Here is a 16168-nt window from a genome sequence, read left to right as displayed (position 1 = left end):
CAAAAGCATTTTTGATTTATTGTAATGAGCTTTTAACCTATTATTTCAAACAAATAAAGTTAAAAGAACATGCAAACGCATAATCTTGGCTATCCGCGAATTGGTAGTCAGCGAGAATTGAAAAAGGCCTGTGAAAACTATTGGGCAGGAAAAATCACAAGGCAGGAGTTGTTTCAAGTAGGAAACGAAATCAAGCTCAGCAATTGGACCTTACAGAAAGAATGTGGGATAGATTTGATTCCTTCAAATGACTTTTCTTACTATGACCATGTTTTGGATATGGCATTCACAATTGGAGCCATTCCCGAAAGGTATCATTCTGTAATTTTTGACAAAAATAAGTCTGAAATCGATTTGTACTTTGCAATGGCGAGAGGATATCAGGCAAATGGTTTGGATATCAAGGCCATGGAAATGACCAAATGGTTTGACACGAATTATCATTACATCGTACCGGAGTTCAAGAAAAATCAAGAGTTTAAGCTATTTTCTTCAAAAGTCATTCAGGAATTTGCAGAGGCAAAACTGGCAGGTTTCAAAACGAAGCCTGTTATTTTGGGGCCAATTTCTTTCCTTTTACTGGGTAAGGAAAAAGAAGCCGGTTTTGATCGCATTGACCTAATAAAAAATCTTCTTCCTGTTTATTTCCAAATATTGGATAAGCTTGTAGAACATGGTGTAGAGTGGGTTCAGTTTGACGAACCATTTTTGGCTATGAATCTTTCGACTAAAGAAAAAGAGGCTTTTCAAAATGTCTATTCCCAAATCAGAAAAAAGTACCCTCACTTGAAGACATTGTTAGCAACTTATTTTGGAGGTTTGTACGAAAATATAAGCGTAGCAACATCTTTACCTGTTTGTTGTCTCCATGTAGATTTGGTCCGTTGTCCCGAGCAATTGTATGAGTTGTTAGGAAATAAACCGAAAGATCTCTCCATTTCACTTGGATTAATTGACGGAAGAAATGTTTGGAAAAATGATTATAAAAATTCATTGAATCTAATTCAAAAGGCTCTTAGAAAAGTTGATCCCGAAAAATTATTTATAGCTCCTTCTTGCTCTTTACTTCATTCACCATGCGATTTGGATAGTGAGTTGAAACTTGATAAAGATATCAAAAGTTGGCTTTCATTTGCCAAACAAAAATTGGTGGAAATTAGTGATTTGAAGAAATTGTCAAAATCTGTCAATGTTCCAAATGCGAATGGTTTAGAATCTTTTGAAAATGGATTTTCTGATATTTTCAATAAAAATCAGGAAGCAATCAGCAACAGAATAAATTCAAGCTTGATTCATAAAAATGAAGTGAAGAAGCGATTGAATAATGTTTTGGACTCTGATTTTGAGAGAAAATCTTCGTTTCAGAATAGAAAGATTGTACAGGCAGAGTTACTGAATCTTCCGCTTTATCCAACAACTACAATTGGTTCATTTCCTCAAACAAAGGAAGTAAGAAAAGTTCGTGCTGACTTCAAGAATGGAAGAATCGATAAGCAGAATTATGAACAATTCATTAAAGATGAAACGGAGAAGACAATCAGAATCCAAGAAGAAATTGGTTTAGATGTCTTGGTTCATGGTGAATTTGAAAGAAATGACATGGTAGAGTATTTCGGTGAGCGTTTGCACGGTTTTGCATTCACTCAATTTGGTTGGGTTCAAAGTTATGGCAGCCGATGCGTCAAGCCACCGATTATCTATGGAGATGTGTATAGGTCGGAACCGATGACAATATTTTGGTCAAAATATGCTCAATCCCTCACTCCAAAGTTTGTGAAGGGAATGCTTACTGGACCGGTGACTATTCTCCAATGGTCCTTTGTAAGGGATGATCAAGATAGAAGCGTGACATGTAATCAAATTGCTTTGGCTATTAGAGATGAAGTTTTGGACTTGGAAAAAGAAGGAATCCGTATCATTCAGATAGACGAGCCTGCATTGAGGGAAGGTTTGCCAATCAGGGAAGAACATTGGGAAGGATATCTAGATTGGGCTATCAAAGCATTTAAGCTCTCTGCAAGCGGGGTAGATGACAATACCCAAATTCATACACACATGTGTTATTCAGAATTCAATGACATCATTGGTCATATAGCCAACCTTGATGCCGATGTGATTACGATTGAATGCTCTCGTTCACAGATGGAGCTCTTGGATGCTTTTGCAGACTTCAAGTATCCAAATGAAATAGGGCCTGGAGTATATGATATCCATGCACCAAGGGTCCCTTCCAAAGCTGAAATCATAGAATTATTGCAAAAAGCAGTAGATGTAATCCCATCAGAACAGATATGGGTGAATCCTGATTGTGGATTGAAAACAAGACAATGGGAAGAAACCCACAAGTCTCTAGTCGAAATGGTTTTGGCTGCTAAAGCTATGAGAGAACTAGTTCCTGTTACGTTGAATTAGTGTTTACCGAAAGATCAGCAAGTTTGTATAGAAGCTTGCTGATTCTTTTTGATTTATTTGAGAAAATTGAAGGCTCGACTTAAGAATAAAATAAGGAAACAGTTGCATTTGCAGCTTTTGAAACAGAAATAATATGAACTTAGAAGAAAGGATACAGCAATCAGAAACGCACATTTTTAAAGCGGTTTTCCCCAATACCACGAATCATTATGGGACGCTTTTCGGAGGAACAGCAATGCAGTTGATGGATGAAGTGGCATTCATCACTGCTACTAGATTTTGCCGTCAGCGGGTAGTAACAGTAAGTAGTGATAGGATTGACTTTACTCAGCCTATTCCTGAAGGCACATTTGTAGAATTGGTAGGTAGAGTTACTTCAATTGGAAACACAAGCCTCAAAGTACATGTAGAGATTTATGTTGAAGAAATGTATGACGACAAGAGAGAAAAGGCGGTTTCAGGAGTATTTACATTTGTAGCAGTAGATCAAAACAAAAAACCAATCAGCATAGTATGATAGCTATGCTGATTGGTTTTTTGTTTTTGCTTCCTAAGGAAAGCTCAGATTAGTAAGTTCCGTAAACCTTCATTCTTATTTTGTAAACGGACTCGGAAGCTGTAATGAAAAGCGTTTTTCTGTCTGGACCTGCAAAAGTCACATTTGCTGTCCACTTTTCGGGAATTGGTATGTGACCAATTTCTTCCGACTTTTTGTTATAGATTTTTACTCCATCTTCACCAGTTACATAGATGTTTCCCCTGAAATCAATAGTCATCCCATCAGATCCTCTCTCCAAGTAAATTTCTCTATTTGAAAGGTATCCATCTTCAATAATATCGTATTTGTAAATCTTATTTGCACCTGGATCAGATACATACAAGTTTTTCCCATCAGGTGTTCCGACGATACCATTTGGTCTTACGAGATTTTCATCTACGGGCATAAATTGTAACCTGTTTGCAGAAAGGAAATACAAATGTTCGCCGTCTTGTTGTGATTCGGGATCTCTAGTCCAATAGTCTCTTTTGTACAAAGGGTCTGTAATGTACATGTCACCACTTGGGGTTATAAACAGATCATTTGGACCATTCAATTTTTTGCCTTTGTAGCTTTCTATCAAAACAGTTTTATTGCCTTTGTCATCTATAGACCAAAGCTGATTATCCAAATCTGCACATGCGATCAAGTTTCCTTCTTTATCAAAAAACATCCCATTTGACCTGCCGGCATTTTCCATAAATACTTCTGTTTTTCCTGTAAAAAAAGACCACTTGATAATTTTATCATTTGGTTGGTCAGTAAAATATACATCACCCAAACGACTTACAGCTGGACCTTCGGTGAATGCAAAGCCAGTCTCAATTTTTTCCAATTGCGCATTTTTCTCTATCAAGTTCTTTTTATCAACAATTTGTCCTTGGCTTTTTCCTACTAGTGCAAATGTGCAAAGGGCAAATACTATCAGTTTATAATTCATGGCAAATATTTTGGGAATAAGTTCTATTTAAGTTTTTCTTTACAAGTTTAGAGACTTTATTGAGGATTTGGTATACTATGTCAAAATTTGATCCAAATTATCAGAGAAATCGAATTTAACAGTCGTTGAGGAATGCCCGCTGTTTAAGGTTGTTCTCTTTTGGTCAGTGATTGGTGTGTCAGAAACAGACCAAGGGGATTGGGTTCTGAGGGACGCAGACCAAGTATGTAGGCATTAATTCTAACTAATTAATCTAACCTATCCAAAACTACTACAATTTTCCCGAGTTTTTTGGAATAGTCCAACCTAGTTATTTTTCCGTAACCACTAATATCAACGTCACCTATTTTCCTCCAGTTAGAATCATTAAATTTTCTCACAAATAATTCAGTCCCTTTGGATGTTAATAGATGGTTTTTATCTATCCATATAAAGTCTTCATTTTCGTTTAATGTATTGCCATAAGTTAGGCTTTTCCTTTTTTCTAAATCATATCCATTGATGAGAAACACCTTGTCTGACCCTTGGTCAATTTTCTTGTTTTTATCAACAAAACTCATTTCACTGGATTTTGGTCTTTTTCTAATAGACCTTCCAATATTTTCCTTTATCGTAAAAATATCATCTTTGCTGTATGGATAGACCAATCTGTTAGGGCTACCAAGTACAAACATTGCAGCTTTGTTGTCATACCAATCGTAATAGCCTACAGGAAGAATGTCGTCGTACAACAATTCTGGCTCTCCGAAATTTATAGGATAAAGCCATAGTCTCTGCTTCCCATCTTCTTCAACTGTGATAGCAGATACATACAATCCACAATCTGTGATTCTTGGGGAATACTCGTTTTGGTTTGGGGTCTTGGTAAGATTGGTAAATTTGCTGTTTTCAAAATTATAGATAATGATATCAAAATTCCCCTTTTCATCAGCAGAAGAAAAAGCAAGCTGTTTGTCATTGATAAAACTAGGTTGATTATCGTAGCCTTTTCTATCAGTTATCTTTGTTTCACTCCCTTTGACCAATTGGATCTTACCACCTGATTTCTTCACATCTATGGATATGATGTCGGTTGAATTTTGTGAAAAGGCATTAAAGTTTAAAATAAGAAATAATAATATGAGAGGGCAAATTTTCTTTAGCATAAGTACTCGTGGAATTAGAAAACTAAATTACAAAATGCAGGTTAGAAGTAAGTGGATAAATTAAAATTATATCAAAATCAATACATGGAGCCGCTAAGAAGTCAGGGTGATCCTTTGGCCGATGCTCTGATTCCTATTCTTATTGACTCACCAGAATGGGCGATTAAGATTAATTCTTGGTCAGTATTTCCCAATAATAATGATATAGCGGGTTTCCCGAAAGAATTAATTAGATTTATTGAGTTTTATTCAGAAGCTCCAGATTTTATTGAAAAGGATAAAGTGAAAATTTCCCAAGATTTTTTCAATAAAGAAGGAAATATGTATTTGGCAATGTTGGGTTTTTATTCATTGCCTTTTTGTTATGCATTTGGAGATGGTGCTCAAGTTCTGATCAGGTCTAAAAGAATCACAGATGAAGTAGGGTTGAGGCTTTCTGAAACGGCACTTTTCTTACTTGATGCTTATCGTCCTGGTACATTCCTTTCAGATGATCAGGCTTTGATTACTTTTGCCAAAGTGAGATTGATACATGCTTACAGTAGGTATTTTGTAAAAAAATATGCCATAGACTGGAACAATGAATGGGGAATCCCAATCAATCAGGAAGATATGATAGGTACAAATAGTGCATTTAGCCTAATGGTGATCAGGGGAATGGAAAAAATGGGGAGATTTCCGGGTAAAGTGACATTGGAGGCAGTTCTGCATTATTGGAAAATTATCGGCTATTATATGGGGATAAATATTAGCTATTGGCCTGATACGTCTAAGGAATCATTTGAACTTGAAAAGATCATTAGAAAACGACAACTCAAGGAGTCCGAGGCTGGTAAGGTTCTTATTGGTTCATTGATTAAATATTATAAAAACAGTATTCCCGACAAGAACCTAACGAGCTACATTGAAACGATAATTGCGTACTTTATAGGAAAGGAAGCTTCATCAGCTTTAGGGATCAATGAAGAATTTCAACTTCCAAAAGCTTTGTATGGATTAATGTTAGACTTAAGTTTTTACAGGCAATCAGGTAAAAACCCTTCTTACAAAAAGATAAGATCACTCTTCATAGCGAAATCAAAAATTGACTTTGGAAAAGAAGTTCAACTTCATATACCGGTTATAAAACGTTCATAACCGTACACTTTTTGTCCGATTTTATCAAGAATATCTGTTTATAGCCTTGAATTTGGCTTAAAAATGCATTTTTCACAGTTGGCATTCTTTTCGTACTTTTCCTGTCAAATGAAAAAGTTAATAATATCTGTTAGAAAGCTGCCGCTTGAATTGATCTTTTGGATTGCCGCATTAATTGGCATTCTAAGGATAGACCCTTACGACGCTCATCATTTCAGTCTTTGTCCTTTGGATAACCTAGGAGTATCTTGGTGCCCAGGCTGTGGATTGGGTAGGGCAATGAGTCTTTTGTCAAGAGGGGATTTTCAGGAATCATGGTCCATGCACCCATTGGCCATGTTTGCTTTCGCAGTGATTATTTACCGAATATTTGAATTAATTAGAAACAACAAAACAACAAAACACTATGGCTAATGTATTAAGACATCTTCCTGAATTGGAAGGAATGGAATTGGGTTATATTCAGGGAATATTGAAGAATATGGATGAAGACCAAGCAAATCTTTTTGCTCAGGTCTACAGAGCAAGAAGAAAAGACAATCAAATGGTTTTGATTCTTTGTTTGCTTGGTTTCTTTGGATTTGCTGGATTGCACAGATTTATTATTGGACAAATTGGCTTGGGAATTCTCTATTTGTTGACATTTGGTTTATGTTGGATTGGTACCATAGTGGATTTGATTAATTATAAAAGTTTGGCTTACGAATTTAATATTCGAGTAGCACATGAAACTTTATCGATGATGTCCAATGGTAATTTTCAAGCACCAATAAACAAAAATGACAATGTTTAACAAATCACAATTGGTACTGCTAGTCTTTGGATTGGCAGTACTTTTTTCTTCCTGTGAAGGCGTAGGACCTATAGTTACTCGTGAGTACGATGAGACTTTTTCCGATATAAAGGAAATAGAAGTTACTGGCAGATACCTCGAGGTATCTTATGAAGGAAGTGAAAATGAAACGGTTGTTAATCTAAACTCTTATCTGGAAATATCAGAGAGTAGTGATATTGATTTAAGTTTTAGAAAATCTGGCTCTAAACTAATTATCGAAGTGACAGGTCAGCAAAGTTCGGTCAAATTCTTCAACTTAGGGACAACAAATGGCGGCTTTATAAGCTTGACAGGACCAGAAGATGTGAAATTGAAATTCACCAACAACTCTGGTTCCATAGATGTGAAATATGTAAAAAGTGAGCATATTGATCTTCAGGTGAACTCAGGATCTATCAAGGCTTTGGCATTGGATGTAGAAAAGATGAATCTAAAAGCTTCTTCTGGCAGTATTAAAGCTGAGGGCTTGATAGGAGAGGTTGAAGCTCAAGTTAATTCAGGTAGCATTACAATGAAAGAAGTCCAAGGAAATGTCAATGCAAATGCATCTTCGGGGAGTTTGAGGATAGAAGATGTGGAGGGCACAGTGAGTGGCAAGGTAAACTCTGGCTCCATGCGTTTTGATCAAATTAGTAGATTGGGTGATTTGACAGTTAGTTCTGGAAGCATCAACGCTACCAACTCAGGACTAGGAGTGGAGACCAACTTGAAATCAAGCTCAGGAAGTATCAAAATCCAAACCCCTTCAGATCTTTCCAACTTCAACTTTGAACTGGTAGCGAATAGTGGATCTGTAAAAGTGGGAGATCAGAGTGGTTCCAAAAGATTGGAAATAGACAATTCAAGTGAAATTACAGTTCACGGAAAAGCGAGTAGCGGAAGTATTAAAATATTCAATTAAATAAATAAAAGGACAATAAACTAAGATTGATAGGACGCAAAATGGAATTTGAAAAAGAGTAAAGAAAGTGTTCTTATTAAGTTTAAAAAACCCTCAAAGATTAGTTCGAGATTACTTCTCACTATATCTTTTTGAGTGGAAAAGTAGAAAAGGAGAAAGCTGAAAATAAGTTTATTTTTTCAGTTTTCTCCTTTAATTTTTATTATAAAACAATTGAGATGAATGGCTCTATTTGTTTTGTAATGAGATACTTATTTTAATTAAAAAAATTTTTTTGTTCTATTTATTATTTCTTTTCGAAATCCATAGATACTGAGTTGATGCAATATCTTATCCCACCACGATCTTTTGGACCATCGGGAAATCGATGACCTAAGTGTCCACCGCATTTGGCACAAAGAATTTCTTCTCTAATCATCATGTGTGAATAGTCCATTTTTACATCTATAGCATCAGGTGATACTGGTTCTGTAAAAGCAGGCCAGCCACAACCACTGTCATACTTTGCCGAAGAATGAAAGATTTCATTTCCACAACCTCTGCATTGATATATTCCCGTTTCTTTGTTGAGATAGTATTTGCCAGTATTTGGACGCTCAGTTCCTTTTTCTCTCAAAACTCTATAGCTTTCAGGATCAAGCTTTTCTTTCCATTCTGATTCGGACTTTTCTATAGGATAGTATTTTTTCATTTTATCGATTTATTGGAATCTCCAAGTAAATAACAATTGAAGCTGATTTAAGTTTCCCTTATTTTCTTTTTGGGCTAAATCTAAGAATTCCGCTTGGACTGTTTTTAATTTGTGATTCATTCATCAGCTGCGGTCGATATTGTCCTGTGGCAAACAACTCTGCTTGATCACTGTAGTGTGGACTGAATACGTTCCCACTCTGGCCAGTAGGCAAGACTGATTCTGAAGCTTCTACATTTGCAAAATCTATAATTATCCGCATAGCAGGGCCTGATTTCACATAATAAACACCATCTCCATTAAGGTCAAAGGCCAATTTGTTTATAGATTCTTCATTGGCTGGAACAGATGATGCTTTTACATTGAAAATTCTATCCAATGGTTTTTTTGCTCCCAGAGGATGGGGATGTTCTAATTTGACTGCATTTTTCCATTGCCAATTACTGATATTTTTTCCAAACTGACTTTCTAGCTCCGTAAGCGTTTTTTCTAATGCATTAAGAATGATTTCTTTTTTTTGCTCAATTTTTTCGGTAGAAGTATTATCCCACCAAGGTGAATTCTCTGTTTGAACCAGATTTTGAACACTTCTGATATAAAGAAAGGTCTTAAGAAAATTTTCAAAATCTGCTTCTCCTAATTCATCTGCCATCATTCCATGAAGTGTATGGTATAACCATTTGTAATACACTGTAGGAGAAATACTCTCAAAATCGTGATTCCCGTCCCAGTTTACCAAAGCCTGTTTTACTTTTTCAAAATCTCCGAAAGCTGATTCATTAATTGCTTCAATCATACTTTTGGCGATTTTAGGATGTGTTTCATTGACTGTTTCGAGTTGTAGACTTTTGATATTCTCTTGTGTCCAGTCATTCCTTGAGCTGACAGTTTTTGCGATTCTGTTCCATCTGTCTCCAGGGTAGTAGTATCCAGGAAAGAAAGTGCCATTGGATAAAGTATCAGGCTGATTGTTTGCCGAAGCTACAAATCCAGATGGAGGATTAACACTCATAGGATTTTCCTCAAAAGGCATCCATCCTGTTGGTTCATCTAAATCTGTCGTTCCATCAAGGAACAATTTGCTATTGACTTGTTCGGGTCTTATAGGTAATTTGGCCGCTGCCCACCAAGCTATATTTCCTGCTTTATCACCATACATCACATTGAGTCCAGGAGCATGTATCAGCCTTACAGCTTCTTCTACTTCTTGGATACTTTTGGCATGATTCATTTTGTAAATAGCTTCCAAAGCTTTAGTTGGTTCTTGAATATATACCCACCAAGATGCTACAGGATTATCAGTAAGTCGGCCAATTTCCGGAATCACATCATTCATGATAGGACCATGAATTGATTCTTTTATTTCAAAATCAATTGCTTCTTTGTCTTTAATTAAAATTTTTTCATTTCTGATTTTCAGATCTTTAAATGAATCTTTATAAAGTACTTGATTAGAGTTTTGAGGATTGAGTTTTTCTTCGAAAAAATCCTGATCATCATTCTCAAACATTGTCAAACCTATGCTATGTTCTCTAGTATGACCCACCAGTCCAAAAGGAACTCCTGCCAAATGATTTCCATAAAAACTGAAATCAGGGTACTCGATATGTGCTTCATACCAAACCGAAGGTTGGGCAAAACCTATGTGTGTATCATTCAGAAATAGAACTTCTCCCGAGGCTGTTTTTGTGGGACCAATTACCCAAGAGTTGCTTCCTTCCAAAAGCGGAACAGGTAATTTATCAAGCAACGAAATCAAAGTTTTGTCAAAATTGATATCATTGGTTTTGGGATTTCTATTAGGGTAATTGTTTGGGATAACATGATGCTCAGGCAATGTATGCACTGATAATACATCCAAATATTGAGGGCCGAGTTGTCGAGAAATTTTGGTGACAAGCGGGTCAGTTTTCATGGCCATAGCAAAAGTAAAAGACATATAGCCGACTATACTATGTACATCATTGATGGTAAACGGTCGTGGTTTTTCTCCCAGTAATGTATATTCCAATGGCAATTTCCCATTTTCTATAAATTGGTTGACACCTTTTATATAAGCTTCTGTGGCTGATTTCGAACTTGAGTTATGTTCTTGATTCCATTCTTCTGTGCTCCATTCGGCATGTTTAGGAATGCCTAAGGTTCTGAAAAATTTATCGACATCCACCAAATCCTCACCAAGAAGCTCTGCCAATGTCCCAGAACCAACTCTTCGCATCATTTCCATCTGAAAAAGCCGATCTTGTGCGTGGATATATCCGAGTGTCAGGTAAGCATCAATTTCATTTTCAGCATAGATATGAGGAATGCCAAAATCATCGAAATAGACCTCTGCATTTGTGTTTAGCCCGAGTAATTCTTTATTTCCATCGTATTCTGGAGCAAATATTTTTTTAGTTATTTGAAAACCAATAAGTGAAGCCAAGAATAAAAATGTTAATAAAATCAATAGTTTTTTCATAGATTCTTTGGGTTATGTTATTATTGAATTTTTAGACGTTTAGTAAAATGATTGTTCGAAATAGCATCAGAAAGTGCATTTTTCATATGAAATTATGGGGTATTTTTTTTCAAGTTTTAAATAGATTTATAATTCAACAAGCAGTATAGCTATAATATCAGTGTAAATATTCATGTTTTTATTTTTGATTAAATGACTATTTGCCGGTACCATCATATTTTGGGATAATTATCTTACCGCAAGTAATTATCCAATTGTAACTTAATTGAGGTGGAGTATCCGATATCAGTTATATTCTTGTAAAGCAGAAAATGTAGTTGTCAAATTTATTAGTGATAAAGTTCTGTATATCTATGTTATTTGTGACACTTGTAATTTAAATATCTAGGATAATTTTTACTTAATTAAGTACTTTGAAGATACTCCATCCGCCTAAAAACAAGGTGATTAGCCAGATTATTCCTCCAACAATGTTTAGAAACATCGAATTGACATGATTTTTCATGACAGACTTTTTATTGATTATCCAAAGTATGTAGGCGCTTAAAAGTGGAAGCAATATTCCATTAGCGACTTGTGCCCAAGTGATTAACTGAATGGGTTTGATTCCCAAAGAGGAGAAAATTAGCCCTAGTCCCAAAATGAAAATAATGCTAAGTCTCATAGGCTTGCTATTGATATTCGTAGACCAACCGAAACAGCCGGAGACTACCAAAGCGCCAGCTAAAGGTGCTGTGATTGCCGATGTAACCCCTGCAGCAAACAACCCAAATGCCATAAAGTACTTTGCGAAAACACCAAGTAATCCTTCTAACCCAATCGCTAAATCAGCAGCTGAATTAACATCTATAGCTTTACCCGAAGCAGCAGTCACCACGATAGCCATTGAAACGATGCCTCCCAAAACAACTGAAATAATGGTATCAAATCGAATATACTTTAGTTCAGATAATGTATTCCATTTTTGACTAACCAAAGATGAGTGAAGGAAAAGGTTGTAGGGAACAACAGTTGTCCCGATTAATGCTACTATTGTTATTATATTTTCAGTATTAATTTTTGGTACGAAACCAGTCATTAAATCTCTCCAATTTGGACCAAGGACAATTGCATTTGTGATAAATGCAAGACTCATCAATATGACCAACACTGTCAAATATTTGCTGATAGTTTTGAAACTTCCCAGCATCAAAAGTAGTAAAGCTATCGCACCAATGACGAGGTTGAGCAACTTTACCTTAAATTGACCGATATTCAAATTAGGCAATGATACAATCAATTCAGCACCCATAGCACCTCCAGAGATGTTTCCAGCTTCATAGGCAGCATTTCCTAGAACTACTGCAAGCATCACTAAGGAAATCGAAAAATATCTAACAACCCCAATATGGATTGTGTCAGAAATTACTGATGCGAGGCCTTTTTGGGCTAACAATCCTATTCGAGCGGCCATTTCTTGCAGTACAATCGTAGCGACAATCGATAGCCCCAATGCCCATAATAAGTCAAAGCCAAAGTTGACTCCTGCAAGTGTACAAACAGTCACTGTACCTGGACCAATAAAGGCAGCAGCGACCAAGGGCCCAGGTCCTATATATTTCTTCCAACTCATTTGGCACCTTGTTGCAAGGCATACACTGCAAAGCTTCCGAGCCAATGTGTACCCTCGTAATTGTCATCTACAATGGAGGGAAGCGAATAATTGATATGATCGTTAGCAATGACATCCAAATGCCCATATTGATGTGGGTATGCTCTGGATAGTCCGTAAATACACCAAGCTCTACTAAAATTCAATCCATCTAAATGGACTAATTTCCCATCTGTTCTATCACTTACTTCACCAGGTGCCAGCTGAAAATCTTTATTTTTAAGTTCAGGCATAAATTTCGTTACCCATTTGTCAAACTCTTCTTTTTCCAAAACCTTTCGCATGATATCCAATTCCTGAAAGCAGGGTGATAAAAAATCATATCCGCTAGGTTCCCAATCCAAAGGGCAGTTTTCATCATTCAAGAACCAATCTTTGGCACGTTGACGGATCATTTCTGACAATTTCTTTTCATTGACAGTTTCGGCATAATCAAATGCAAGTGACATCCCAAAAGCAATATTACTGTGTTCTCCTACGCGAATTGGATAGTTTAATTTGGGAAGAAAGTCGATATATTTTTTCACCATTAGATCAGTCAGTGGCTGAAGATTCCTTTCCAATTGCTTTGCAACTGGATCGTCCCATAGGTAAAGTTCCTCAGCCAATTTCAATACCCAAGCCCAGCCATAAGTTCTCTCATAACTTGAATTTTGAGGTTGAAAAAAGTAATTTACTTCAGCAAGAATGTTTTGATAACTGATATTGTCCAACAGAATTTCTTTTATTTCTTCTTTACCTTCCAAATCGGGAAATTGACGAAGCAAACTGACTAACATCCAATGACCATGAACACTTGAATGCCAGTCAAAACAACCATAGAATGCTGGATGAAGTTCTTTTGGACCTTTTAGATAATCTTCAGAAGCCAAAGTTTGGTTGAGCTTGTTTGGGTATTCTACTTGCAGACAATGAAGAGGCATTTTTGCAAGCCTATTTGCTTCTTGGATTGTCAATTGAATAGTTTCGATTTCTTCTTTCGGTTCTGGTTTTTGGCAAGAAAAAATGATCGTCATTAGAAAGATAATTGAAAGAATTGATTTCTGCATTCGTTTTAGCATAATGATAATTTCGATTAGATGTGGTAAAAGTAGATAAACACATTTTTTAATATTCGAAAATTAAGCCTTAATTTATGGAAACTTGCTAATATCTCTTCAAAAATGCTAAAACTCTTCGTATTGATTTTCAAAATTGTTGCTTCGCTAATCTTTTTGATTGGACTAGCTATTCTATTAAGTTATAGATCAGATATCGATCCAGAAGTTTTAGTGGAGAAATATTCAAGCGAATCTTCCTATTTTGTCCACGTAGATGGCATCGACTTACATGTAAAGGTGAAAGGGGAAGGAGAGCCTATATTTTTGATTCATGGGAGCTTTTCATCACTCCATGCTTGGCAAGATTGGGAAGAAGAACTTTCACAATATTTTATGACAATTTCCATGGATTTACCTGGCCATGGCTTGACAGGCCCTGATTCCCAAAAGCGCTACAATGTCAATGACTACGCAAGCTTACTTTTTGAATTGGCTGATAACTTGGGTTTGGAGGAATTTCACATAGCAGGCAATTCTATGGGTGGTGGAGTAGCTTTAAAAATGGCGTCAGATAAGCCTGAGCGAGTACTTTCATTGAATTTAATTGATTCTTCTGGTGCACCTAGACAAATTTCTGAAAATTCAGAACCAAAAGCCAAAAGCAAAAATACAACACCTTCAATTATTCGACTGGCTCAAACGCCACTATTTTCAAAAATACTTCTGAAATGTACCCCGGAATTTTTGTTCAGAAGAAATCTCAAGCAGGTCTATTATGATCAGAAAAAAATCAAGCCTCAACAAGTCACACGATATTATGAATTGATGCGAAGAGAGGGAAATAGACAGGCTACAATCGATCGTCTTACCTTTAGGAAACCTTTGGAAATAGATTTCGAAAAGATAAAAATGCCTGTTTTGATCACTTGGGGAAGGGAAGATACATGGATTCCTTTGGCAAATGGAAAAAAATTGGCGGAAGCTATTCCCGGTTCCAAACTGAAGGTTTTCGATCAAGCTGGTCATGTACCAATGGAAGAAATACCGACAGAGACTGTCGCAGAATATTTGTCATTTCTAGGGATTCAATCGAATATCGACTACTTTTCAGCTCCCAAATATTATAGTCATGTCGGTAGAGAATACAATTTATTTCCTTTTGTTAATTCAGACATTTCTTCTTTGCTACCTAATTTATAAACAAAGTCAGAAAGGAAGAGGCGATCAAGAAAGAAAAGCTGAATTTCAAGATCTTAAAAGTGAACTGAACAAACAAATGCAATCTAACAGAGCAGAGATCAATCAAGGATTAATGCATCAGTTTGGATTGGTTTTCGAATCTTTGCGCGCCAATAGCAAAGAGCAATCAGAAGTTTTGAGGGATTTTGGGAAGCTTTTTAGGGAAAATGTCAAGGAATTCAATGAGCTCCAAAGAGAGAAATTTCAAGAATTGATCCAAAGACAGGAACGTATGCTTCAATCTACAGAAGAGCGTCTTGAGAAAATGCGTGAAACTGTTGATGAAAAACTTCAAAAAACACTGGAAACTAGACTTGGTCAATCTTTTGAACTTGTGACTAAACAGCTTTTGGCAGTTCAAAAAGGTTTGGGCGAAATGCAGAATCTTGCCACAGGGGTAGGGGATCTAAAGCGGGTATTGAGTAATGTGAAAACACGTGGTGTGCTTGGTGAATACCAATTGCAGGGAATTTTGGAAAATGTACTGGCACCAGATCAATATGAAAACAATGTTCAACTGAAAAAAGGAATCACTGAACGGGTAGAATATGCTATCAAAATGCCAGGGAATTCCGATGATGGACCAGTATATCTACCAATTGATGCTAAATTCCCCCAAGAGTCCTATTATAGATTGCTTGATGCGTATGATTTAGGTGAAAAAGTACTAATCGATACTGCGAAAATAGAATTGTTCAAAGCAGTCAAAAAAGCAGCACAAGATATCAGCAACAAGTATATTATCCCTCCTTATACTACAGATTTTGCCATACTTTTTCTTCCAATGGAAAGTCTTTATGCTGAGATCATCAGAGATGGAGATCTAGCACAGCTATTGCAGAGAGAGTATAAAGTCATTTTGGTAGGACCTACAACTTTGGCAGCGATGTTGAATAGCCTTCAAATGGGGTTCAAGACCCTAGCAATCCAACAAAGAAGTAGTGAAGTCTGGAAAGTTTTGGGAGCAGTGAAAGCAGAATTTTCAAAATTTGGAGATTTGATTAGTAAAGCTCAAAAGAAGATTACAGAGGCAAGTACTGATTTGGATACTTTGGTTGGTACCAGAACAAGAGTGATCCAAAGGAAGTTAAAGGAAATAGAAGAACTGCCCGAAGAAGAAGGGAAAAAACTATTGGATTAAGAAAATATGCAGTAGTTTTAGTTTAAATTAAGAATGA

Annotated in this window: 14 protein-coding genes; 8 read left to right on the top strand and 6 right to left on the bottom strand. The window is 36.3% G+C overall.

The window, feature by feature from the left end; genetic code table 11:
• Positions 1 to 69: 69 nt before the first annotated feature.
• Both metE and MM213_RS01815 read left to right on the top strand, forming a co-directional pair.
• On the top strand, positions 70 to 2412 hold the full coding sequence (gene metE / locus MM213_RS01820) for a 5-methyltetrahydropteroyltriglutamate--homocysteine S-methyltransferase (RefSeq protein WP_241409597.1): 2343 nt from the start codon (positions 70 to 72) through the stop codon (positions 2410 to 2412).
• A gap of 133 nt (positions 2413 to 2545) precedes the next feature.
• On the top strand, positions 2546 to 2929 hold the full coding sequence (locus MM213_RS01815) for an acyl-CoA thioesterase (RefSeq protein ID WP_014773178.1): 384 nt from the start codon (positions 2546 to 2548) through the stop codon (positions 2927 to 2929).
• Positions 2930 to 2978: 49 nt separating this feature from the next.
• Here the strand turns inward: MM213_RS01815 and MM213_RS01810 are convergent, their stop codons facing one another.
• A complete protein-coding gene (locus MM213_RS01810) occupies positions 2979 to 3890 on the bottom strand; it encodes an SMP-30/gluconolactonase/LRE family protein (RefSeq protein ID WP_241409596.1) in 912 nt (303 codons plus the stop codon).
• Between the two features lie 248 nt (positions 3891 to 4138).
• Positions 4139 to 4942 carry a TolB family protein gene (locus MM213_RS01805; RefSeq protein ID WP_241409595.1) on the bottom strand — a complete coding sequence of 268 codons (804 nt, stop codon included), beginning with the start codon at positions 4940 to 4942 and terminating at the stop codon, positions 4139 to 4141.
• Positions 4943 to 5119: 177 nt separating this feature from the next.
• Between MM213_RS01805 and MM213_RS01800 the strand changes: the two genes are divergently transcribed.
• The 4 genes from MM213_RS01800 (at position 5120) to MM213_RS01785 (ending at position 7908) form a co-directional block, all read left to right on the top strand.
• A complete protein-coding gene (locus tag MM213_RS01800; protein ID WP_241409594.1) occupies positions 5120 to 6172 on the top strand; it encodes an oxygenase MpaB family protein in 1053 nt (350 codons plus the stop codon).
• 108 nt (positions 6173 to 6280) lie between these two features.
• Positions 6281 to 6586: a DUF2752 domain-containing protein gene (locus MM213_RS01795; RefSeq protein ID WP_241409593.1), complete on the top strand. Its 306-nt coding sequence runs from the start codon at positions 6281 to 6283 to the stop codon at positions 6584 to 6586.
• The gene (locus MM213_RS01790; protein ID WP_241409592.1) at positions 6579 to 6965 is read left to right on the top strand and encodes a TM2 domain-containing protein; all 387 of its coding nucleotides are present in this window, start codon (positions 6579 to 6581) and stop codon (positions 6963 to 6965) included. The genes MM213_RS01795 and MM213_RS01790 overlap by 8 nt, the downstream gene beginning before the upstream one ends.
• Entirely contained in the window at positions 6958 to 7908 is a 951-nt protein-coding gene (locus tag MM213_RS01785; protein WP_241409591.1) for a DUF4097 family beta strand repeat-containing protein, read from the top strand. The genes MM213_RS01790 and MM213_RS01785 overlap by 8 nt, the downstream gene beginning before the upstream one ends.
• 286 nt (positions 7909 to 8194) lie before the next feature.
• On the opposite strand, the gene msrB is transcribed toward MM213_RS01785, so the two are convergent.
• From msrB to MM213_RS01765, 4 genes are all read right to left on the bottom strand, one after another.
• Positions 8195 to 8599, bottom strand: a complete 405-nt coding sequence (gene msrB / locus MM213_RS01780) for a peptide-methionine (R)-S-oxide reductase MsrB (RefSeq protein ID WP_241273400.1) — start codon at positions 8597 to 8599, stop codon at positions 8195 to 8197.
• Between the two features lie 58 nt (positions 8600 to 8657).
• Positions 8658 to 11060, bottom strand: a complete 2403-nt coding sequence (locus tag MM213_RS01775) for a penicillin acylase family protein (RefSeq protein WP_241409590.1) — start codon at positions 11058 to 11060, stop codon at positions 8658 to 8660.
• Positions 11061 to 11460: 400 nt separating this feature from the next.
• Positions 11461 to 12672 carry an NRAMP family divalent metal transporter gene (locus tag MM213_RS01770; RefSeq protein WP_241409589.1) on the bottom strand — a complete coding sequence of 404 codons (1212 nt, stop codon included), beginning with the start codon at positions 12670 to 12672 and terminating at the stop codon, positions 11461 to 11463.
• Positions 12669 to 13727 carry a DUF2891 domain-containing protein gene (locus MM213_RS01765; protein WP_241409588.1) on the bottom strand — a complete coding sequence of 353 codons (1059 nt, stop codon included), beginning with the start codon at positions 13725 to 13727 and terminating at the stop codon, positions 12669 to 12671. The genes MM213_RS01770 and MM213_RS01765 overlap by 4 nt, the downstream gene beginning before the upstream one ends.
• A 147-nt stretch (positions 13728 to 13874) precedes the next feature.
• Here MM213_RS01765 and MM213_RS01760 point away from each other — a divergent pair, with 147 nt between their 5' ends.
• Positions 13875 to 14951, top strand: a complete 1077-nt coding sequence (locus MM213_RS01760) for an alpha/beta fold hydrolase (RefSeq protein WP_241409587.1) — start codon at positions 13875 to 13877, stop codon at positions 14949 to 14951.
• 76 nt (positions 14952 to 15027) lie between these two features.
• Complete coding sequence (locus tag MM213_RS01755) at positions 15028 to 16131, top strand: DNA recombination protein RmuC (RefSeq protein ID WP_439647560.1); 1104 nt, start codon at positions 15028 to 15030, stop codon at positions 16129 to 16131.
• Positions 16132 to 16168: the final 37 nt, after the last annotated feature.

Source organism: Belliella alkalica (genome assembly GCF_022549785.1).
Lineage (GTDB): Bacteria > Bacteroidota > Bacteroidia > Cytophagales > Cyclobacteriaceae > Belliella > Belliella alkalica.
Note: the sequence above shows the minus strand (reverse complement) of the source record. Positions and strands in the feature narration are given on the sequence as shown.